Origin of the sequence: Paenibacillus sp. V4I9, assembly GCF_030817295.1 — a bacterium.
Lineage (GTDB): Bacteria > Bacillota > Bacilli > Paenibacillales > NBRC-103111 > Paenibacillus_E.
Genome location: NZ_JAUSZE010000001.1, coordinates 2,938,862 through 2,961,807 on the forward strand (window position 1 = coordinate 2,938,862; position 22,946 = coordinate 2,961,807).

Annotated in this window: 21 protein-coding genes and 1 pseudogene; all 22 read left to right on the top strand. The window is 42.1% G+C overall.

Annotated elements, in window-relative coordinates; all coding sequences use genetic code 11:
* Positions 1-120 precede the first annotated feature (120 nt).
* The 22 genes and pseudogenes from sleB to miaB all read left to right on the top strand — a co-directional run bounded on the left by sleB (position 121) and on the right by miaB (position 22,906).
* Complete coding sequence (sleB, locus tag QFZ81_RS13495; RefSeq protein ID WP_307443442.1) at positions 121-900, top strand: spore cortex-lytic enzyme; 780 nt, start codon at positions 121-123, stop codon at positions 898-900.
* 101 nt (positions 901-1,001) lie between these two features.
* Positions 1,002-2,282, top strand: a complete 1,281-nt coding sequence (gene yfmF, locus QFZ81_RS13500) for an EF-P 5-aminopentanol modification-associated protein YfmF (RefSeq protein ID WP_307443441.1) — start codon at positions 1,002-1,004, stop codon at positions 2,280-2,282.
* Positions 2,283-2,285: 3 nt separating this feature from the next.
* The gene (gene yfmH, locus QFZ81_RS13505) at positions 2,286-3,575 is read left to right on the top strand and encodes an EF-P 5-aminopentanol modification-associated protein YfmH (RefSeq protein WP_307443440.1); all 1,290 of its coding nucleotides are present in this window, start codon (positions 2,286-2,288) and stop codon (positions 3,573-3,575) included.
* Positions 3,572-4,327 carry an elongation factor P 5-aminopentanone reductase gene (ymfI, locus tag QFZ81_RS13510; RefSeq protein WP_307603045.1) on the top strand — a complete coding sequence of 252 codons (756 nt, stop codon included), beginning with the start codon at positions 3,572-3,574 and terminating at the stop codon, positions 4,325-4,327. The genes yfmH and ymfI overlap by 4 nt, the downstream gene beginning before the upstream one ends.
* Before the next feature lie 96 nt (positions 4,328-4,423).
* The gene (locus tag QFZ81_RS13515; protein ID WP_307443438.1) at positions 4,424-4,675 is read left to right on the top strand and encodes a DUF3243 domain-containing protein; all 252 of its coding nucleotides are present in this window, start codon (positions 4,424-4,426) and stop codon (positions 4,673-4,675) included.
* Positions 4,676-4,768: 93 nt separating this feature from the next.
* A complete protein-coding gene (locus tag QFZ81_RS13520; protein WP_307603047.1) occupies positions 4,769-5,620 on the top strand; it encodes a hypothetical protein in 852 nt (283 codons plus the stop codon).
* 128 nt (positions 5,621-5,748) lie between these two features.
* Positions 5,749-6,492: a DUF3388 domain-containing protein gene (locus tag QFZ81_RS13525; RefSeq protein ID WP_373291262.1), complete on the top strand. Its 744-nt coding sequence runs from the start codon at positions 5,749-5,751 to the stop codon at positions 6,490-6,492.
* 48 nt (positions 6,493-6,540) lie between these two features.
* The gene (locus tag QFZ81_RS13530) at positions 6,541-7,422 is read left to right on the top strand and encodes a helix-turn-helix domain-containing protein (protein ID WP_307443435.1); all 882 of its coding nucleotides are present in this window, start codon (positions 6,541-6,543) and stop codon (positions 7,420-7,422) included.
* Positions 7,423-7,564: 142 nt separating this feature from the next.
* Entirely contained in the window at positions 7,565-8,056 is a 492-nt protein-coding gene (locus QFZ81_RS13535; protein WP_047672977.1) for a YajQ family cyclic di-GMP-binding protein, read from the top strand.
* 128 nt (positions 8,057-8,184) lie between these two features.
* On the top strand, positions 8,185-9,513 hold the full coding sequence (gene rimO, locus QFZ81_RS13540) for a 30S ribosomal protein S12 methylthiotransferase RimO (protein ID WP_307443432.1): 1,329 nt from the start codon (positions 8,185-8,187) through the stop codon (positions 9,511-9,513).
* Positions 9,510-10,098, top strand: a pseudogene (gene pgsA / locus QFZ81_RS13545) (CDP-diacylglycerol--glycerol-3-phosphate 3-phosphatidyltransferase). The gene rimO and the pseudogene pgsA overlap by 4 nt, the downstream one beginning before the upstream one ends.
* Before the next feature lie 188 nt (positions 10,099-10,286).
* Positions 10,287-11,537 carry a competence/damage-inducible protein A gene (locus QFZ81_RS13550; RefSeq protein ID WP_307603050.1) on the top strand — a complete coding sequence of 417 codons (1,251 nt, stop codon included), beginning with the start codon at positions 10,287-10,289 and terminating at the stop codon, positions 11,535-11,537.
* A gap of 175 nt (positions 11,538-11,712) precedes the next feature.
* Positions 11,713-12,756: a recombinase RecA gene (gene recA / locus QFZ81_RS13555; RefSeq protein ID WP_047672987.1), complete on the top strand. Its 1,044-nt coding sequence runs from the start codon at positions 11,713-11,715 to the stop codon at positions 12,754-12,756.
* 76 nt (positions 12,757-12,832) lie between these two features.
* Positions 12,833-13,522 (top strand): regulatory protein RecX, encoded by a 690-nt coding sequence (locus tag QFZ81_RS13560; RefSeq protein WP_307603052.1) that lies wholly within the window; start codon positions 12,833-12,835, stop codon positions 13,520-13,522.
* A 385-nt stretch (positions 13,523-13,907) separates the two neighbouring features.
* On the top strand, positions 13,908-15,449 hold the full coding sequence (gene rny, locus QFZ81_RS13565) for a ribonuclease Y (RefSeq protein WP_307443427.1): 1,542 nt from the start codon (positions 13,908-13,910) through the stop codon (positions 15,447-15,449).
* Between the two features lie 116 nt (positions 15,450-15,565).
* Positions 15,566-16,360: a TIGR00282 family metallophosphoesterase gene (locus QFZ81_RS13570; protein ID WP_029195281.1), complete on the top strand. Its 795-nt coding sequence runs from the start codon at positions 15,566-15,568 to the stop codon at positions 16,358-16,360.
* Positions 16,361-16,474: 114 nt separating this feature from the next.
* Positions 16,475-16,735: a stage V sporulation protein S gene (locus tag QFZ81_RS13575; RefSeq protein WP_028558349.1), complete on the top strand. Its 261-nt coding sequence runs from the start codon at positions 16,475-16,477 to the stop codon at positions 16,733-16,735.
* Positions 16,736-16,859: 124 nt separating this feature from the next.
* Positions 16,860-17,801 carry a dipeptidase gene (locus tag QFZ81_RS13580; RefSeq protein ID WP_307603054.1) on the top strand — a complete coding sequence of 314 codons (942 nt, stop codon included), beginning with the start codon at positions 16,860-16,862 and terminating at the stop codon, positions 17,799-17,801.
* Between the two features lie 204 nt (positions 17,802-18,005).
* Positions 18,006-19,754 (top strand): 2-oxoacid:acceptor oxidoreductase subunit alpha, encoded by a 1,749-nt coding sequence (locus QFZ81_RS13585; protein ID WP_307443420.1) that lies wholly within the window; start codon positions 18,006-18,008, stop codon positions 19,752-19,754.
* A complete protein-coding gene (locus QFZ81_RS13590; RefSeq protein WP_057301495.1) occupies positions 19,742-20,608 on the top strand; it encodes a 2-oxoacid:ferredoxin oxidoreductase subunit beta in 867 nt (288 codons plus the stop codon). Before QFZ81_RS13585 ends, QFZ81_RS13590 begins: the two co-directional genes overlap by 13 nt.
* A gap of 95 nt (positions 20,609-20,703) precedes the next feature.
* Complete coding sequence (gene pduL, locus QFZ81_RS13595) at positions 20,704-21,273, top strand: phosphate propanoyltransferase (protein ID WP_307443417.1); 570 nt, start codon at positions 20,704-20,706, stop codon at positions 21,271-21,273.
* Between the two features lie 163 nt (positions 21,274-21,436).
* Entirely contained in the window at positions 21,437-22,906 is a 1,470-nt protein-coding gene (gene miaB / locus QFZ81_RS13600) for a tRNA (N6-isopentenyl adenosine(37)-C2)-methylthiotransferase MiaB (protein WP_373462768.1), read from the top strand.
* Positions 22,907-22,946 lie beyond the last annotated feature (40 nt).

Below are 22,946 nucleotides of genomic sequence, written 5' to 3' on the forward strand. Positions count from 1 at the left end.
AATAGACGATTGGACAAGCACTCTCCTTAGGAGAGTGTTTTTTTTTGCATAAACAGAGAGCCCCTTTCTCATAATAAGCAAGAAAAGGCTGTAATTTGAAAAGTGAGGTTGAGAAGGGGAATGAATAAACGATTAATTGTACTTACATTTTGTATTGTTTTCGTACTAGTTGTCGCTTTTCAGTTGAAGGGAAAGTTCAATCCACCTGCAGAAGAAACGTTTAGTAAAAATGAAGTGCGTTATGGAGCCACAGGAGCAGACGTTAACGAGCTGCAAGGCAGATTGAAGTTCATTGGCTTCTATAACGGCAGTATAGACGGAGATTATGGGTATAAGACTTTAACGGCAGTGAAGCGATTCCAAGGTGAGTTTGGGATGAAAGTAGATGGCGTTGTAGGTCCCAAGACCAAGCTTAAACTGTGGGAAGCTACGAAGAATTGGAAGCCTACTGCACCATCTGCAGGAAGACAGAGCGGTGCAGGCAAAGAAACGGCTACTTCAAATCAAAAGCCGGCCAATTTGCTGCCTTCTAATAACCTGGGCTTATCTGAGCAGGATATTAATCTGATGGCGAATGCTGTGCACGGTGAGGCTCGGGGAGAACCTTATATTGGTCAAGTAGCCGTAGCAGCAGTTATTTTGAATCGTGTGAAGTCAGCAAGTTTTCCTAATACGGTTTCTGGTGTTATCTTTCAGCCTGGTGCTTTCACAGCCGTAGCAGATGGCCAAATTTGGCTAACACCAAACGAATCGACGAAAAAGGCCGTAAAAGATGCGCTGAATGGATGGGATCCTACGGGCGGTTGTATCTATTATTTCAACCCGGTAACGGCGACATCCAAATGGATTTGGAGTAGGCCGCAAGTCAAAAATATTGGGAAGCATATTTTCTGTAAATAATTTAGACATGGACAAGGAGAAGGAACCAGCTTTGGTTGCTTCTCCTCTTCGTATAGGAATATAATGGATTTATATCACGGACAAAGAAGGGAGACCGACCTTTGAAGCATATACAATTTGAGCGCACTACATGGAATCATATACGTTTACATGTGCTGCCGACAGATCGGTTTAAAACGTTTGCCATTTCAGTGTACATAGGCCGTCCTCTAGAGGAGGAAACGGTCACGAGTACCGCATTAACACCATTTGTACTGCGTAGAGGTACGGAATTGCGCCCAGAAACGAAGCAATTTCGAGAATATTTAGATGATTTATATGGTGCAGGATTCGGTTTTGATATTTACAAACGGGGCGATTATCAGATTGTTCAGTTACGCATGGATATCATCAATGACCGATTCGTGAAATCGGCACAATCTTTATTAAAACAGGGACTTGAATTCGTTGGAGAAACTTTGACAAAACCAGCGCTTGAAGAAGGACATTTTCGTAATAAATATGTCGATGCTGAGAAGCAGACTCTCCAGAAGCGCATAGAATCAGTCATTAACGATAAAATTCGTTATGCGGCTGAACGCTGTATCGAAGAAATGTGCAGTGATGATCCTTACCGGCTTCACCCTTTAGGTAAAATAGATGATTTGGACCCTATCAATGCCGAGCGACTATACGAACAATATAAACACTGGCTTCAATCGGCACCTATCGATATTTATGTCGTTGGAAATACGACGCTTTCTGAAGTAGAGGGTATTGTAAAGCAGGCATTCTCCATTGAACGTAAGGAGGATGTCGGATATGTAACATCTGCCCCGCGGGGAGCTTCAGGTGATGTGAAGACAATCGTTGAACGTCTAGATGTTAATCAAGGGAAATTGAACATGGGACTGCGTACAAATATTTCGTATCGAGATGAGCAGTACCCAGTAGCTCTTATGTATAACGGCGTTCTCGGAGGGTACCCACATTCCAAATTGTTTACGAATGTTCGTGAGAAAGCGAGTCTGGCCTATTATGCCTCTTCTCGGTTTGATGGTCACAAAGGTATTCTGACGATTCAATCGGGGATTGAAATGGCGAATTATGAGAAAGCGGTTGATATCATTCGAAAGCAGCTGACTGCCATGGAGCAAGGGGAGATTAGTGATATTGAATGGAATCAAACCCGAGCCATGATTGCCAATCAACTGCGCGAAATTCAGGATTCCGCATTTGAATTAATTTCATTTGATTTTAATGCTATTTTATCTGGAAAAGAACGTACGGTTTCAGGCTTGATTGAATCTGTGGAGCAGGTAGATATTACGGCTATTGCAGAAGCTGCTAAGCGTGTTCAACTGGATACGATATACTTTTTGCGGGACCAGAAGGGAGAGTAGAAGATGCAGGTTATTCCTTATCCACACCTGGGTGAAACCATTTATCACGAGAAGCTTGATAATGGGCTACATGTGTTTGTTCTACCCAAAGACGGTTTCCAGAAAACCTATGCGACGTTCACGACGCAATTCGGATCTGTTGACAACTTTTTTCAAGTTGAAGGGAAAGAGGCAGTCCAAGTTCCGGATGGCATTGCTCATTTTCTTGAGCACAAAATGTTTGAGGAGCCAGAAGGTGATATTTTCGCTACTTTCGCTTCAAACGGCGCTTCGGCTAACGCTTTTACAAGCTTTGATCGGACAGCGTACTTATTTTCATCCACGGATCACTATTTAACAAATTTAACGACATTAATTAATTTTGTGCAAAATCCTTATTTTACAGATGAAAATGTAGAAAAGGAAAAAGGCATTATTGGTCAAGAGATCAAAATGTACGAAGATAATGCGGATTGGAGAAGCTATTATGGATTAATTGAATCCTTATATGCTAAGCATCCCATCCATATTGATATTGCTGGTACAGTAGAGTCTATTGCCGAAATCACAAAAGAAACCTTGTATGAGTGCTACAACACATTTTATCATCCTAGCAATATGAGTCTGTTTGTGGTTGGAGGCGTAGACCCAGAAGAGGTAATGTCGTTAGTTAAAGGGAACCAAGCTGCCAAAACTTTTCCACCTCAAGGTGATATCCAACGATTTTTCCCAGAAGAGCCCCTAGAAGTGAAGGAAGCGCGCAGAGTAACATTACTACCTGTTTCATTGCCAAAATGTTTAATCGGATTCAAGGAGCCTGCGCCTTCTGTAAGTGGGAAAGACTTGTTAGTTAGAGAATTGACGACGAAATTAATGTTAGATGTTTTGTTCAGTTCAAGCTCTGATATTTATCAGGCACTATATGATGAGCAATTGATTTCCGATAATTTTGGTCATGAATATAATTGCAGTGAGGGTTATGCTTTCTCCATTCTTGGCGGAGATACCAAAGATCCGGACCAACTTGTAGTGCGCATTCGCGAAGAGGTTGAGAAACGTAAGGATTCTGGACTCGATGAAGTCACTTTTGAACGGAGTCGTAAGAAAAAAATTGGTAATTTCCTTCGGATGATGAACTCACCGGAATCCATAGCGAATGAATTCACTAAATACCGTTTCAAAGATATTGATTTATTCGATATACTGCCTGTTTACGAGCAGATTACACTTGAAGACGTGAACCGTCGGTTCCGCGAGCATTTTGATTGGAGCAGACTTGCTATTTCGATTGTGCAAAGTCGTAAGCCGTCGTGACGTTCCCTAAGCCATTCAGTGAACAAACAGTTCTTATAACAGGAGCTAGCCGGGGAATTGGTGCAGCCATTGCTGAGCGTTTTGCCGCGGTAGGCATGAATGTTGTTATTCATTACCGTGAGTCGCATGAAGCTGCTAATGAAGTGGCCAGATCCTGCATGAAGCATGGCGCCAAGGTGTTAACCGTATCCGCGGATGTAAAATCTCGTGAGCAAATCAACAAGATGCAGGAGAAGCTGGAACAAAGAGACATGGTCCCTGATATTATCGTGAACAATGCGGGGATTTCTCACTTTGGTATGCTTTCTGATGTAAGCGAAGAAGATTGGGACCTGGTGATGAATGTAAATCTTAAAGGAGCCTTTCTTTGTACACAAACTTTCATGACGGCAATGGTCAAACAAAAGTACGGCCGCATTATTAATGTATCCTCCATATGGGGCATCTCAGGTGCCTCCTGTGAGGTTGTTTACTCAACAGCCAAAGGTGGGTTGAACGCCTTTACGAAGGCGTTAGCGAAGGAGCTGGCTCCTTCTGGTGTGACTGTGAATGCCGTAGCGCCCGGTGCGGTACATACCGAAATGATGGCAGGATTTCAGCCTGAGGAGCGGGAAGCGATCGCCAACGAAATTCCGGCAGGCCGTTTTGCTTTGCCTGTTGAAGTTGCTTCGCTTGTATACTTTCTAGCACTGCCTGAATCCGGTTATATTACGGGTCAAATCATAAGTCCAAATGGTGGTTGGTTAACCTGAGTACAGTGTAGGAAGCCTCGCGCATAATTTTAAGCAGGGAAGCGAATATTACGTATGTAATGACCATTTCTCATAACTCAAAGGAGGCTTCTTACAATGGCTACTGTACTTAAAGTATTTGATAAGTGGAAAGAGTTTTTGGCTGAACGTGTGAGTCAGGCTGGACATGCGGGGATGAGTGAGGAAACCATTTCTAAGCTCGCTTTTCAAATCGGTGAATTTCTGTCAAATAAAGTGGATCCCGAAAATGAACAAGAGCGAGTGCTCAAAGAGCTGTGGGATGCAGGGGATGAGCAAGAAAAGCTTACAATTGCCCGCCTCATGGTAAAATTAGTAGACAAAGGTTAATAACCGTTTTACAATTCAATAGGGTACTATGTGAAAGCCTCCTCTTTCGGAGGCTTTTGCACGCTTTATAAGGAAGAAAGGAATTGTAACTTCATGGCAATCAAACGTTTTATGCTTACTTTATTGCTCTTATCTTTTATCTTAGCAGGGTGTGGAAATCGTGGAATTCCAGCCATTAAGCAGGAATTGTTGGATAATAAATTATCTGTGCTAATGCTGACAGGAGCTAGTATATCTGCGTCTTCTAAGCAGTCGGTAGGAAATGCGCTTCAGCAGTGGAGAGATACGAATTTTATAACCTTTGATTGGATCAAGGATTTGAATCAACTGGATGAAAGCGTAATAGCAAAGTTGAAAGCAAGTAAATATGATTACATATATGTCATTGGTAATGAACTGTTTCCTTCTGCTAATGGGGTGATTGGGCAAGGACTTTCGATGGGTAAATGGACCTTATTACAAAGTCAGCTTGATGCCAAAGGAATCACTAGTCAGGTAAATGAGCAAGCTTCGTTCTTACTAATTGATTCACTTCAGATTGAGACCTTGAAAAATAAATGGATCCAAGACCTGTTAGCACAAAACGTTGTCGTGGAGTGGGTGACTCGAAGTGATCGTCCCATTCCTTCTGCTTGGGCACCTTCGGAGGAAGCGGATCATATTGTTTTGCTCGATAATAATGAACAGTGGTTTCAGCAGCTATCATTCCAAACAAGACAGCATCACTCCAACACGATTATTTTCTATACACCAGTTGATGAGGCACAAGTACAGAAAGCTAAGTCTATTGGAGTATCGGTTGTGGATATCTCAGGAGCTGTATCGGCTGAACTTAACTGGGCCCAAATATTGGAAAATCGTCTCGCTATGATGAAAACCAGTTCATGGAAAAAGGGTGGTACGATTTACAACGAACAAGAGCTTAAAGAACTAAAAATGAAATAAATTTGTGGATTTTTGCGCGATAAAAGAAGGACATTGACGGAAATTGTAGAAATTACTTCAATAGGTATCGACTTGTTCGTTACAGATATTGCGATGAGGTGGAAAGATTGGACGTTAAAGAATGGTATATGGAGTACAAAATTCACAAAAATCGTCCCGGCTTATTAGGGGATATTGCTTCCTTGATGGGGATGCTGGATATTAATATTGTGACTATTAATGGGGTAGAAGATCGTACACGCGGTATGCTTCTACAAACCAATGATGAAGAAAAAATTGACTTAATGGGTAAAATGTTAAGAAAAGTAGATAATATTACTATTACTGCTCTTAGACCCCCAAAGCTTGTTGATATTTTGGCTGTCCGTCATGGTCGGTATATTGAGCGTGATTCGGATGATCGCAAAACATTCCGTTTTACTCGTGATGAATTGGGGCTATTAGTTGACTTCCTTGGTGAGATTTTCAAGCGAGAAGGGAACCAAGTTGTAGGCCTTCGGGGAATGCCGCGAGTTGGTAAAACGGAGTCGATTATTGCAGGAAGTGTATGCGCAAACAAACGTTGGACTTTCGTTTCCTCTACGTTACTCAGACAAACCGTACGCAGTCAACTGTCGGAAGATGAAATGACTCCAAATAATGTATATATTATTGATGGTATCGTTTCCACTATACGTTCAAATGAGAAGCATTACAGCCTTTTACAGGACATTATGGGTATGCCTTCTACCAAGGTTATCGAGCATCCGGATATATTTATTCGGGAGTCGGAATACACTTATAATCACTTCGATTATATTATTGAGTTGCGAAATAGCCCAGATGAAGAAATCAATTATGATTCATTTACGTATACGTCCGAACCTTTTTGATGTCTGTATCGTCATTAAATAAAGAAGATCCCGCGGGGAGGTGACCATATGTCTGATCTAGGACACATTTTACGCAAAACACGACAGGAAAAAAAGATCTCGCTTGATGATCTTCAAGAAGTTACGAAAATTCGTAAACGCTACTTGGAAGCGATTGAAGAAGGAAACTACAAGGTTTTGCCTGGCAGCTTCTATGTACGTGCCTTTATTAAGAGCTACGCAGAAGCGGTGGGACTTGATCCTGCTGAAGTTCTGGGCATGTACCAAACGACGAATCCCTCCCCAGCTGTAGAGAAACCAGTTGTAGAAACGATTCGTAATAATAGAACTAGTGTGCGTAATACCGAGAAATTGAGCCGCTGGGCTTCAGGTACGATGTTTGTCTGTTTCATTCTCCTTATATTCGGTATCGTATACTACTATACATATAAGAATTATAAGGGAACGCCAGCGGATGAAAATCCTTCTCAAACGCAATCTCCGAGAATCACGGATTCTACGAATCCAGCGACTGGCACTGCTCCAAGTACGACAATGAATGCGTCCGGTGACGGTAAAGTGGCGCCTCTTTCAACTCCTACTCCAACGCCGGTACCGACACCAACGCCATCTGTTCAAGTTAAGTTTAGCAGTAGCGAGAAAGGTGTAGATAATTATACGATAACCGGTACTTCCAATCTGAATATTCAGATGAAAATAACAGGCTCGTGTTGGATTCGTGTGGACTCTCTTACAGAGGCAGGCGGTAAAGAAATGCTTAGACAGAAACTTTACAAAGCCGGTGACACGGACTCTTTTGATTTAACTGGTTCTGCGTATTTAAATGTAGGTGCAGCTAGTGCTTTGGAGCTTAATGTGAATGGTACGATCGTTCCTGTCGGGGATACACCAAACCCCAAGAGAGTACAGCTCAATTTGCAGAAAAACTAGCATTTTGACGTTTCCTGCGCTTTCCCGGGTAATGAATAATACCAAGAGATATCCTAGGCCGAGAGGGCTTGGGATGTTTCTTTTTTTACGGCTTCTTGCTATAATGCTATTGTAATTTGATGGAAAGGATGTTTTGTCTAAGATGAGTTCAGAATGTTCATTTGATATCGTATCCAAGGTGGATATGCAGGAACTAAACAACGCCATACAGCAGGCGGAAAAAGAGATCCTTACCCGCTTTGACTTTAAAGGTAGTAAAAGCAGCATTAAATTGGATAAGGACCAGCTTGTTGTCACTTCCGATGATGAGTTTAAGCTTCAGAATGTCCTTGATATTATGCATGCCAAAATGACGAAGCGCGGTATCTCGATTAAGAATCTCGAGTACAGTAAAGTAGAACCAGCGGCTGGTTCTACCGTAAGGCAGAAAATTAGCATGAAACAAGGTGTCGATCAGGAGAACTCGAAAAAAATTAACATTCTAATTCGTGACTCTAAGCTTAAAGTTAAGACGCAAATCCAAGGGGATCAAATCCGGGTAACCGGGAAGAGTCGTGATGACTTACAAGCCGTTATTGCGTTGCTGCGTAAGGCGGAAATTCCTCTTGATTTACAATTTGTAAACTTGAAATAAGCATACATACGATGTTCTTTGGAAAGTCACCCCCTACATGTAGGGGGTTTTTACATTTTGACACCCTATAGGGCTTGTATTATACTGGTAGGGAGTGTTTTTTAGGACTATTGGAGGTTGTTTCTTTCATGACAGAAAAGGTTAAAGTAGTTACTCTCGGTTGCGAAAAGAATTTGGTCGATTCCGAGATTATGTCAGGATTAATTCATGGCCGTGGTTTTCAGCTTGTTGAGAACAAGGAAGATGCCACTGTCATTATCGTGAACACTTGCGGGTTCATTGATGCAGCAAAAGAAGAATCCGTTAATACAATTTTGGATATGGCAGAACTAAAGCAAACAGCGAATCTCAAAGCGCTTATCGTATCAGGGTGTTTGACTCAACGCTACAAAAAGCAGTTGATGGAAGAAATGCCTGAGATTGATGGCATCGTGGGTACCGGAGATTTCGATAAAATCAACCATATCGTAGATGAAGCACTTCGCGGAAAGAAACCGGTTCTTGTTGGGAATCCGGTGTTTAATTATGATGCGGACCTGCCAAGGCTTATGACTACTCCTCGATATACAGCCTATGTGAAAATTGCAGAAGGCTGCGATAATGCATGTACATTCTGTAGTATTCCAATTATGCGAGGCAATTTCAAAAGCAGAAGTATGGAGTCCATTGTTGCTGAAGTAGCTAATCTTGCTGCACAAGGCGTTAAAGAGATTAGTTTAATCGCGCAGGATTCCACGAATTATGGAACGGATCTATACGATGGTTTCATGCTACCTACTTTACTAAATAAAGTTAGTGAAGTGGAAGGTATCGAGTGGGTGCGACTTCACTATGCTTATCCTGGATTCTTTAGCGATGAATTGATTGCTGTCATGGCATCTAATCCGAAGGTATGTAAGTATATCGATATGCCACTTCAGCACAGCGAAGATTCTATCCTCAAACGGATGCGTAGACCTGGCCGCCAGAAGGATACGCGTGAACTGGTTCGTAAAATTCGTGAAGCGATTCCGGATGTAGCCCTACGCACATCACTCATTGTAGGTTTCCCAGGCGAAACCGAACAAGATTTTGAAAACTTGAAACAATTTGTTCGCGACATCCAGTTTGACCGTCTCGGTGTTTTTGCCTATTCCAAGGAAGATGATACGCCAGCAGCACGTTTGTCGGACCAAGTTCCTGATGATGTAAAAGAGTACCGCGCGAACGCGATTATGGAAATTCAACGTGAAATCTCGAATCTGCGTGGCGGACGCCGCATCGGGCAGGAAATTGACGTACTTATCGAAAGATACGATGGCAGAAGTGATGTATATATTGGACGTTCCCAATTTGATGCTCCTGAGATTGATGGAGAAGTATTCGTATCGAATGCGAAGCTTAACATTGGTGAACTAGCTAAAGTTCGTATTACCCACTCTTATGAGTTTGACTTATCCGGGGAGGTAATTGCATGAACCTGGCCAACCGCATCACCGTGGCGAGGATTTTATTAGTACCTATCATCATGTTTTTTCTGTTGATTAAGGTGAAATTCCCTCATATACGGATAGAGGAATTTAGCATAACGTATAATCAAAATTATTGCTGCTTTAATTTTCATTATTGCAGCGAGTACAGACAGTTTAGATGGTTACATTGCCAGAAAACGTAATCTTGTAACTAATTTGGGCAAGCTGCTTGATCCTTTAGCGGATAAGCTGCTTGTTACGGCTGTGCTCGTGTCATTAGTGGAAATGGATAAAGTAGATGCTTGGATTGTCATCGTCATTATCAGTAGGGAATGGGCTGTTACAGGACTTCGCCAAATTGCTCTATTGGAAGGCACCGTGATGGCGGCTAGCAAATGGGGAAAAGCGAAGACGGCAGCTCAGATTACAGCCATCATTGCACTACTTATTAATAATTTTCCTTTTACGTTTATGCACTTCCCTTTTGATGTTATAGCTAGTTGGGCAGCAGCAATTATTACCGTGTATTCTGGTGTAGAGTACTTTGTAAAGAATAAGCATGTCATAGATTTTTCAGAAAAGGCACAATAGGACAACCTATTGTGTTTTTTCTACCACATAAGAATTGGCGGTAAAACCTAATATAGGGATCTTTGGTCGTAGACCAAAGTCTCTCCGCATCAGGGATCTTTGGTTGGAGACCAAAGATCCCTATAGGAGGTCGCTCATTTTTGAATGACCTCGGTAGAGGTTTTCTCATTTTAAGGAGGTAATTCGGAATGAAAGCAGAAATTATCGCTGTTGGAACGGAACTTTTACTCGGCCAAATTGTAAATACAAATGCTCAATTTCTCTCCAGAGAATGTGCTGCTCTTGGCGTTGACATGTATTTCCAAACGGTCGTTGGTGATAATGAACAGAGATTGTTAGAAAGCTTCAAATTAGCCGCTTCAAGGGCTGATGTCGTTATTTGTACAGGAGGTCTTGGACCTACGCAGGATGATTTGACGAAAGATGTGCTTGCTGCGTTTGTAGGCCGTGAATTGATTATGCATGAGCCCTCTATGAAAACAATTACGGATATGTTCCAGTCGCGCGGAATTCATATGGTGGAAAGTAACAGACGACAAGCGATGATGATTGAGGGAAGTGATCCTTTACATAACGAAACTGGGCTTGCTGTTGGTGTTGCATTTACATACGAAGGGACACATTTCATTCTTCTGCCAGGTCCGCCCAAAGAAATGAAGCCGATGTTCACCAAGTATGCGGCTCCTTGGCTGCGTGCAAGGATGACGGGTGAGATTCCGCTTTATTCCAAAATGCTTAAATTTGCCGGCATCGGTGAATCTAACTTGGAACATCAAATAATTGATCTAATCCAAGCTCAAAAGGACCCGACGATCGCTCCATATGCCAAAGAAAGCGAAGTGACGATTCGCTTAACAACACGTGCACAGACAGCTTCAGAAGGTGAACGGAATCTTCAAGCGACCGAACTAGAGATTAGAACGCGATTAGGAGAGCATCTCTATGCCGACCAAGATGTTCCCATCGAAACGATTGTGCTGCAATTGCTTGGCGAGAAGAATCAGACACTTGCTGTAGCTGAAAGCTGCACGGGCGGCTTGCTCAGTGATTTGATTACTGCGGTGCCAGGGAGTTCCCAATCATTTCTTGGAGGAGTTATTTGTTATTCTAATGCCTTAAAGCATAAGCTCCTCGGTGTTCCAATAGAAGTTTTGGAAGGGGAGGGTGCACCTGGTGCTGTTAGCAGCGAGACAGCGGCCCTTTTAGCGGAGCAATTGATTACTGTGACCGGAAGTGACTTTGGTCTATCAGTCACGGGTGTAGCCGGTCCAAGTCCGTCTGAAGGCAAGCCAGTTGGACTTGTTTATATAGGTTTTGCTCAAAAAGACGTAGCAACAAGGGTTATTACTCTGCAGCTATCTGGTAATCGGGAGTCCATCAAGCATAGAGCAGCCAAAAGCGCACTCTATCATTTATGGAAACAGTTGAAAGATAGCTAGAGTTGGCATATAATGAGACTAAGTGTTAACGGAAGAACCGTAGCAAAGCGATAACTTTGTTGCGGTTTTTTGTTTGTTCGCTAAAAAGTCGAATGTATGTTCGAAAAAATGCTTGGCAAACACCTGAAAACAAGTTATCATATACCTATAATGATAGAAGAAGGAAGTGAGTGTTTTGTCAGATCGTCGCGCAGCACTTGATAATGCTTTACGTCAAATTGAGAAACAGTTCGGAAAAGGCTCCATTATGAAACTTGGAGAATCTACACATATGCAAGTTGAAACGATTTCATCCGGATCTCTTGCACTTGATATCGCTCTTGGTATTGGTGGGTTTCCACGCGGAAGAATTATAGAAGTATACGGACCCGAGTCTTCCGGTAAAACAACGGTAGCTCTACATGCTATCGCAGAAGTACAGAAGAATGGTGGACAAGCAGCTTTTATCGATGCGGAGCACGCATTGGATCCTTCTTATGCAAGCAAGCTTGGTATTAATATAGATGAGCTTCTACTCTCTCAGCCAGATACCGGTGAACAAGCACTTGAGATCGCTGAAGCACTAGTTCGAAGTGGTGCTGTAGATATTATTGTTATTGACTCTGTAGCGGCATTAGTGCCTAAAGCAGAGATTGAAGGCGATATGGGTGATTCTCACGTGGGTCTGCAGGCTCGCTTGATGTCCCAAGCACTTCGTAAGCTGTCTGGTGCGATCAACAAGTCCAAAGTTATCGCGATTTTCATTAACCAATTACGTGAAAAAGTCGGCGTTATGTTTGGTAACCCAGAGACAACTCCTGGTGGCCGTGCACTGAAGTTCTACTCATCCGTTCGACTAGATGTTCGCCGTGTGGAAACAATCAAACAGGGTAATGATATGGTTGGTAACCGCACAAGAATTAAAGTCGTTAAGAATAAAGTAGCACCGCCGTTCAAGCAAGCGGAAGTTGATATTATGTACGGTGAAGGAATTTCACGCGAAGGCAGTATTATTGATATCGGAACAGAGATGGATATCGTTAATAAAAGCGGAGCTTGGTATTCGTATGAAGGTGAGCGTCTTGGTCAAGGCCGTGAGAATTCGAAGCAATTTTTGAAAGATAACAAAAGTATTTCGGAAACGATTGAATTACGGATTCGAGAGAACAGTAATTTAATCAAAGCAGTTCCTCTTAATGTTGACGAGGAAGATGATGAATTAGAACCGGATTTCGAATAAGTTTAAATGATCATACATGAAAGCACCTTAAACCTTGTGTTAAGGTGCTTTTGTTCATTGAAGGAGTGGTTTAGTTTTGAATAGTGAAGAGCAACAAGTATTGATTATTACCAAGGTTGAGAAACAGAAGCGCGGTAAGCATAGATACAATATATTTCTAAATGAAGAATATGCATTCTCTGTTCATGAAGACATTCTAATCAAGCATCGGTTAAATAAAGGGGAAACCATACATCTACAAGAAATCGAAAGTATAACGCTTGATGAGGAACAGAATATGGCTTATATAAAGGCAATAAGCATGATAGGCAGACGACCTCATTCATTAAGTGAAATAAAACGTAAGCTGAAAGAGAAAGGATTCGAAGTGCCTATTATTGCATGGGCATGTGAGAAGCTAGTCCAGCAAAATTATATCAATGATGAGGAATTTGCGAAAATGTGGACAGATAATCGCATTATTTCACAGCGGAAAGGTCGTAATCTCATTCGACAGGAGCTCCAACAAAGAGGCATTGATAAAGAATTGGTCAAAAATGCTATGGAGACTATCAATCCCGAAGATGAGTATACGGCGGCAATGAAGTTGGGCCAAACGAAATGGAAGCAAACCTCAGGCAAGACGATGGATCGTAAAAGAAAGACGGGAGCTTTTCTAATGCGGAGAGGTTATACAGGCTCTATTGTTAACAAGGTTTTGGGGGTATTAAGCAGTGAATCAAGTGAAGAGGAATTTGAAATCTCAGATGACCCATTTGATTGTTAATGACATTAACTATTACTTCAATTAGTTAATGTCATTAAGTATTGTGCAGGTACTGGAAATACTTATTCCGTCATCTCAGGGACATTCGCTTGACAAGCTTCTTCGACAAAAGATAAAATAACAGTGTATATTTTCATAATGTATTCAAAATCATACTCAATTCATTGATTTTGAGGGGACAGATGTAGAAACCGCCAATTTTTACACTGTTGATTATGGATTATTAGCACTATAGTGCCTCTAACGCACGGTGCGCATTCATTTAAAAGCCATACTCTTAATAAGTAGGGTATGTATGACTAGTCAAACAATTAAAAATCGGATTAAAAAACCGAAGGGAATCCCAGGCTAACACCTTGGAGAAACCAACGAGGAGGTGAACAAGATGATGTCATTCATCTGGATCGCGATCATTCTCATTGTTGGAGCTGCATGCTTAGGGATTGGTTATTTTATCCGTAAATCTCTTGCAGAAGCGAAAATTTCCAGTGCTGAAACAGCCGCTGAACAGATTAGAGAATCTGCCAAGAAGGAAGCAGAAGCACTGAAAAAAGAAACGGTTCTGGAAGCAAAGGACGAAGTGCATAAACTAAGGTCCGAAGCTGAAAAAGACATTCGTGAACGTCGAAATGAAATTCAACGACAAGAAAGACGATTGTTGCAAAAAGAGGAATCGCTGGATAAAAAATTAGAATCTCTCGAGCGTAAAGAAGAGCAAGTTGCCAACAAAGAGAAGCGGATCGAGGATACACAATCACAAATTGATCAGCTTTATAAAAGTCAAGTTTCGGAGTTAGAGCGAATTTCTGGTCTTACAATGGATGAAGCTAAGAGTATCATTCTTACAAATGTAGAACAGGAAGTTCGTCACGAAACCGCACAGCTTATTAAAGAAATCGAACAGCAAGCCAAAGAAGAAGGCGATAAGAAAGCCCGTGAAATCATCACGCTCGCCATTCAACGTTGTGCTGCAGATCACGTTGCTGAAACAACCGTTTCAGTTGTATCACTGCCAAATGAAGAAATGAAAGGCCGAATCATCGGACGTGAAGGACGTAATATTCGCGCACTGGAAACATTGACGGGTATCGACCTTATTATTGATGATACGCCAGAAGCAGTTATTTTATCAGGATTTGATCCAATCCGACGCGAAATTGCTCGTACATCTTTAGAAAAGCTTGTTGCTGATGGACGTATTCATCCAGCACGCATTGAAGAGATGGTGGAGAAATCCCGTAAAGAAGTGGACGAACGTATCCGCGAATATGGGGAGCAAGCCACGTTTGAGGTTGGTGTACACGGATTGCATCCTGACTTGATCAAAATTTTGGGTCGCTTGAAATTCAGAACAAGTTACGGTCAAAACGTGTTGAAACATTCCATGGAAGTAGCTTATCTGGCTGGTCTGATGGCCGGGGAGCTCGGGGTAGACGTAACTTTGGCGAAACGTGCCGGGCTGCTTCATGACATCGGTAAGGCGCTAGACCACGAGGTTGAAGGATCTCATGTGGAAATCGGTGTTGAGATTGGTAAGAAGTACAAGGAGCATCCAGTCGTTATTAATAGTATTGCTTCGCATCACGGTGACGTGGAAGCAACCTCTGTTATTGCGATGTTAGTAGGAGCTGCAGATGCTTTATCCGCAGCAAGACCTGGAGCACGCAGAGAGACGCTCGAAACGTATATTAAACGTCTGGAGAAGCTTGAAGAAATTTCGGAATCCTTCGAAGGTGTTGAGAAATCATACGCCATTCAAGCAGGTCGCGAAGTACGCGTAATGGTTCAGCCGGAGAAAGTGGATGATACCGAAGCGTTCCGTCTAGCCCGCGATATTACGAAGAAAATCGAGAGTGAACTCGATTATCCAGGACATATTAAGGTTACGGTCATTCGTGAAACAAGGGCTGTTGAATACGCTAAATAAGATACCAATGCGAAAAGTGGCTAATATAGCCACTTTTCCTTATTTTCAGGCTGGTCATTGAATTCATCAATTGCTGGCCTTTGCATCTAGTGTTTATAAAGGAGCTATTATTTGTTATGAAAATTGTATTTATTGGAGATATTGTAGGATCTGTCGGAAGAAAAGCGTTAAAGAATATTATGCCTAGATTAAAACAAGCTCATCCTCACGCAGTGTTCATTGCTAATGGTGAGAATGCTGCAGCAGGGAAAGGTATTACAGCGGCTATTGCTAAGGAAATCTATGAGATGGGCATTCAAGCTCTGACGATGGGCAATCATACGTGGGACCAGAAAGAGATTTTTGATTTCATTGATCGTGACGAGAAGATGGTTCGACCTGCTAACTTTCCTCCTGGAACACCGGGTAGAGGACATACGGTCATTAAGGTCAAAGATCAGGAATTGCTGATCATTAATTTGCAGGGACGCACATTCTTACCGCCGATTGATTGCCCATTTCGTAAAGTGGACGAAATTCTTGAAGCGGATAAGAAAAAACATAAGTTTGTATTTGTTGATTTCCATGCGGAAGCAACCTCTGAGAAAATTGCGATGGGTTGGCATTTGGATGGAAAAGTGTCAGCAGTTGTCGGCACACATACACATGTACAAACGAATGATAACCGTGTATTGCCGCAAGGAACAGCTTATGTAACCGATGTAGGGATGGTAGGGCCACGTGATGGTATTCTTGGCGTTGAACGTAATGCTGTACTGCAAAAGTTCAAAACCCAGCTTCCAGTTCGATTTGTAACGGATGAAGGCAAATGGCATTTCCACGCTGTCGTGATTGAATTGAACGATCAGACAGGTTTGGCGAAAGGAATTAACCTTATCCGCTATGATGAAGATCAAGTTTTCATGGATTAGTAGATAATTCCCAATATTGTGAACATTTTAATTGGATACGATAGCATGTTTGTTAAACCTTGAGAATATGATGGGTAATGGAATCTATCCATCATTCCCGAGGAGGTACTATTCATGGATGTATTAAAAGTTTCAGCAAAGTCCAATCCAAACTCCGTAGCAGGTGCATTGGCAGGTGTTTTGCGCGAGCGTGGGGCTGCTGAGCTCCAAGCAATAGGTGCAGGCGCCTTAAACCAAGCCATCAAAGCAGTAGCTATCGCAAGAGGATTTGTCGCGCCCAGTGGAGTTGACTTAATTTGTGTACCAGCCTTCACAGACATCGTGATTGACGGGGAAGATCGGACGGCCATTAAACTTATTGTAGAGCCAAGGTAATAAACTGTACCATACCAAATACCTAGCCTGTTTACCTAGTAGACAGGTTTTTCACAATTCCTATCAAACCTCTGCTTAGGGGTTTTTGTGTTGTCTGGAAAATGAGGTATAGGAGGCTGCTAGGATGAGAATAATGGATGGTCACTGCGATGCGCTTACGAAATTGTATATGAACCCCAAGCTGGATTTTGATAAAGAAGAACAGGAGTTGGATGTTAGTTATCCAAGGCTTAAGCAAGCGGGAGTAAAAGTTCAGTGTTTTGCCATCTACTTATCGGACTCCATTCAGCAGCCTACTTTTGATCATATTTTGCAAATGGTTGATTTATTTCATCGAAAAATTATTCGTCACCCAGGAATGAAATTTATTCAGAATGTAGAAGACTGGCGAGCTGTTGAAGCAGGGGAACAGATTGGAGCTATTCTCACTCTTGAAGGTTTAGATGCTTTAGCTGGTAACATGACGCATCTAAGGATTCTTCACCACCTAGGTGTTAGAAGTATTGGTTTGACTTGGAACTATGCAAATTGGGCTGCAGATGGTGTTATGGAGCCGCGTAAAAGTGGTTTTACAAGAAAAGGCAAGCTGATGTTAAAAGAATTAGAAACTATGGGTATAATAGCAGATGTATCACATTTATCCGTAGCGGCGTTCTGGGAATTGGTTGAGGTATATGCTAAACCATTCATAGCATCTCATTCGAACGCTCAAAAAGTTTGTCCTCATCCAAGAAATTTATCAGATGATCAAATCAAAGCTATCATTCAGTGTCAAGGATTGATCGGAATTACGTTTGTTCCTTACTTTGTAGATAGCACTAATTTAGCTGTTCCCATTACGGCACTGCTGAAGCATATTGATCATGTTTGTTCATTGGGTGGGGAAGGGCATATTGGCTTTGGATCGGATTTTGATGGGATTGAGCAATGGATGAAAGGTTTGAGACATGTCGGTCAATATGGAAATATAATAGAAGCCTTATGTAAAAACTATAAGGAAACACAAGTGGAGGCATTCCTGTATGGAAATTGGCGGAATTTCATGCTCACCAATCTTCCAAAATGAAAGTTGGGAATCATTCTAATATTGATATGGATTCGATCTAAAAACTCTATGTTTTAGAATCGTTTAACCCCTTGCAATTTGCTCTGTAAAGGCATAGAATTTGGATGACAAGTGAAAGAAAATTTTTATAGCATCATCATAAATTTCTACTAATTTAGCTTTTTAGGTCTTCATGCAGCTACAATCAAAAGGAGTGGACGTACGGTGATTAGTCAGTTATCTTGGAAAATCGGAGGTCAGCAGGGTGAAGGGGTCGAAAGTACAGACCGCATTTTCTCTACTGCATTGAACCGTCTCGGTTACTATTTGTATGGGTACCGTCATTTCTCTTCACGGATTAAGGGGGGGCATACAAATAACAAGATCCGCATCAGCACTAAACCGATTCGCGCAATTTCAGACGATTTGGACATTCTGGTCGCTTTTGACCAAGAAAGTATCGATTTTAATGCACACGAACTTCGTGATAACGGTGTTATCGTTGCAGATGCTAAGTTTAACCCCGTTTTACCTGAAGGAATTAAAGCGCGTTTGTTTCCAGTTCCAATTACTGCGATTGCAGAAGAACTAGGAACTTCCTTATTTAAGAACATGGCCGCATCAGGCGCTTCTTGGGCATTGCTCGGTTTGCCGCTTGACGTGTTTAATAAAGCTGTTGAAGAAGAATTTGGCCGTAAAGGCGCAGCTGTTGTAGAAAAAAATATTGAAGCTGTTCGTAAAGGTGCAGAATCCGTACTAGAATTAGCCGGTGGACCTATTGCTGACTTCCAATTGGAACCAGCTGACGGCAATCAAAAATTGTTCATGATCGGTAACGATGCAATCGCTCTTGGAGCTGTAGCAGCAGGTTGCCGCTTTATGCCAGCTTACCCAATCACACCAGCATCTGAAGTTATGGAATACTTGCAAAAAGCACTTCCTAAATTGGGTGGAACTGTTATCCAAACCGAAGATGAAATTGCAGCATGTACAATGGCTATCGGCGCTAACTACGCAGGTGCTCGTGCACTTACAGCTTCTGCAGGTCCTGGTCTGTCTTTGATGATGGAAGCAATTGGCTTAGCCGGTATGACAGAAACGCCTGTTGTTATCGTAGATACACAACGTGGTGGTCCAAGTACGGGTCTTCCGACAAAACAAGAACAATCCGATTTGAATGCCATGGTATACGGTACACACGGTGAAATCCCAAAAATCGTTCTTTCCCCAAGCACGATTGAAGAATGCTTCTATGATACAATTGAAGCTTTCAACCTTGCTGAGAAATATCAAGTTCCGGTGATTTTGATGACGGATCTGCAACTCTCTCTGGGTAAACAATCCGCTGAGATGCTAGATTACAACCGCATTGTAATTGACCGCGGAGCGCTTGTATCAGAAGCTCCTGAACAAGAAGCGAATCAATTGTTCAAACGTTATGAGTTCACTGAGAACGGTGTTTCACCACGTGTGATTCCTGGCGTGAAGCATGGTATTCACCATGTTACAGGTGTTGAGCATGACCAAACAGGTCGTCCTTCGGAAAGCACTGAAAACCGTCAACGTATGATGGATAAGCGTCTTGAGAAGCTGAAACACATTCAAGTAACAGATGCCATTAAATTCGACGCACCTCATGAGAATCCAGATCTTCTGATTATCGGAATGGGTTCCACTGGTGGAACGATCGATGAAGCAAGAAGCCGCGTTGAACTGGAAGGAATCAAGACAAATCACGCTACAGTGCGTTTGATTCATCCGTTTCCTGCAGAGCAGCTTAGACCTCTTGTTGAAAAAGCGAAAACAGTTATAGTTGTTGAAAACAACGCAACTGGACAATTAGCAGATCAAATTAAACTGCATGTTGGTCATGCAGATAAAATTAAAAACGTTCTTAAATACAACGGTAACCCGTTCTTGCCAGCAGAAATTGAACAAAAATGTAAGGAGTTGACTTTAGCATGGCAACATTAAAAGACTTTCGTAACAATGTAAAGCCTAACTGGTGTCCAGGTTGCGGAGACTTCTCCGTACAAGCGGCAATTCAGCGTGCGGCAGCTAATGTTGGTTTAGAGCCTGAAGGCTTAGCAATCGTATCTGGTATCGGCTGTTCCGGTCGTATCTCTGGTTACATCAATGCTTATGGTTTCCACGGTATTCACGGTAGATCTTTGCCAATCGCACAAGGTGTGAAAATGGCTAACCGCGATTTGACTGTTATCGCTTCAGGCGGTGACGGCGACGGCTTCGCAATCGGTATGGGACATACTGTACATGCGATTCGTCGTAACATTGATGTAACATACATCGTTATGGATAACCAAATCTACGGTTTGACGAAAGGTCAAGCATCCCCACGTAGTGCGGAAGGTTTCAAAACGAAAAGCGTTCCATCAGGTACAATTGAGTCTGCGATCTCACCATTAGAAGTTGCGATGGCTGCCGGTGCTTCCTTCGTAGCACAATCGTTCTCCAGTAACTTGAAACAGTTAACGGCTGTTATCGAAGCTGGTTTGAATCACAAAGGTTTCTCTTTGATTAACGTGTTTAGCCCATGCGTAACTTTCAATAAAGTAAACACGTATGACTGGTTCAAAGAGAATATCGTAGATCTGGATGAAATTCCTGATTATGATTATACGAACCGTGTGATGGCAATGACCAAAATCATGGAAACAAACTCCATGTTGACAGGTATTATCTATCAAAACAAAGAGAAAAAGAGCTATGAAGATTCCATTCCAAGCTTTGCTAAAGAAGGACTTTCGAAACAAGACCTTAAGCTTTCAGAAGCTGATTTCAGCAAAATGCTTACTGAATTCAAATAATAGTTACACCTTGAGGGCATATGGAGATTTTCCGTATGCCTTTTTTGCTGAGCGGCAATACTGTCTACTATCACAAAAGTAAAAGGATGGATACTATGAAAACAGTCCCAGTAGGGGTTTCAGCTAGACATATACATCTATCTCCAGCTCATATCGATATTTTATTTGGTCAGGGATATGAATTGACGACGTTTAAGGATCTCTCACAACCAGGACAATTTGCGGCTCAAGAAACGGTAACGATTGTTGGACCCAAAGGTAAGATCGAGAAAGTACGTATTCTTGGTCCTGCTCGTCCAAATACACAAATCGAAGTATCTCGAACGGATGCTTTTTCTTTAGGGATAAATCCACCGGTACGTGAATCCGGACAGATTGAGCACACTCCTGGCCTCCGAGTTATTGGTCCAAAGGGAGAGGTGGATTTGGCGCAAGGCGTAATTGTCGCGGCTAGACATATTCACTTTCATACTTCGGATGCTGAGAAATGGGGCATTCAAGATAAACAGCTTCTGCGTGTCAAAGTGAATGGAGAACGACCATTGATTTTCGAGAATGTCATTGCGCGTGTATCTGATCATTATGCATTAGACATGCACATTGACACGGATGAGGGGAATGCTGCTGGTGTGAAAACTGGCGATTTAGCTGAACTGATAGATTAGTTCTAGGAAGCAAATATTCATACATATGCTAATTTCTTTGTACTATGTAGGCATGTGATGCTATAATAAAAGTTGCGTCAGTTTACTACAGCAAAACTCAGTTAACGCTTACGAAGTAAGTTTTCTACGAAAACTCTCAGGAGGAAAGAAAGTGGCTAACCAAGTGAAATCCGACAAGGATTATTCCCAATATTTTCAGCCTCCTTCACTGACAGATGCAAAGAAGCGCGGAAAAGAAGAGATCGCCGTACACTATGACTTCACCATTCCTGAGGACATGCAGGAGTTCGGCAAAGATAAATATTATTTGATTCGCACTTACGGATGTCAGATGAATGAGCATGATACAGAAGTAATGAAGGGTTTACTAGAGCAAATGGGCTATCAAACGACAGAGGACAAGAACCAAGCAGATGTTATTCTGCTCAACACTTGTGCGATTCGGGAGAATGCAGAAGACAAGGTGTTCGGTGAACTTGGCCATTTAAAGGCACTTAAAGCACAGAAACCAGGCCTTGTTCTGGGTGTTTGTGGTTGTATGTCGCAGGAAGAAGCGGTCGTGAATCGAATTATGCAAAAGCATGCTTTTGTAGATTTGATATTCGGAACGCACAATATTCATCGACTTCCGACCTTATTGAAGGATGCTTTCTATAACAAGGAAATGGTCGTTGAGGTATGGTCCAAAGAAGGCGATATCGTTGAGAATTTACCAAAAAAACGTGAAGGAATCCGTGCTTGGGTGAACATCATGTTCGGCTGCGATAAGTTCTGTACATACTGTATAGTTCCTTATACGCGGGGTAAAGAGAGAAGTCGCCGACCACAAGACGTGCTTGCTGAGGTTAGAGACTTAGCTCGTCAAGGGTTTCAGGAAATTACGCTGCTTGGACAGAATGTCAATGCCTATGGTAAAGATTTTGAGGATATTACGTTTTCTTTCGCTGACTTGATGGACGATATTCGTAAAATTGATGTACCGCGTATTCGCTTTACTACTTCGCATCCAAGAGATTTTGATGATCGCTTGATTGAAGTGTTAGGTAAACGCGGTAATCTTGTAGAGCATATACATCTTCCAGTTCAATCGGGCAATACCGAGGTTCTGAAAAGAATGAGTAGAAAATATTCCAGAGATCATTATTTACAGCTGGCCAGTAAAATTAAAGAAACGATGCCCGATGTCGTTCTGACAACAGATATTATTGTTGGTTTTCCAGGTGAAACGGATGTGCAATTCGATGAGACGATGTCACTTTATGAGGAAGTAGGCTTCGATTTCGCGTTTACATTTATTTATTCACCGCGAGAAGGTACACCTGCTGCCGATATGGAAGACAATGTACCGATGGAAGTAAAGAAACAACGTCTTTATCGCTTAAATGAGTTAGTCAATAAACACAGTAAAGCGAGTAACGAGAGATTGTTAGGGCAGACCGTTGAAGTACTTGTTGAAGGCGAAAGTAAGAATAACGCTGAAGTACTAGCTGGTCGCACGCGGACGAATAAATTGATCCATTTTACTGGCGACAAGTCTTTAATTGGTCAAATGGTTGAAGTAGAAGTGACACATGCACAAACATGGATTTTGAAGGGTGAGATTGTACACAAACCCATGAAGATGTCCATTTAATTTGAAGTTGAAATAGATAGGAGCGTGATTAGAAGTGTCC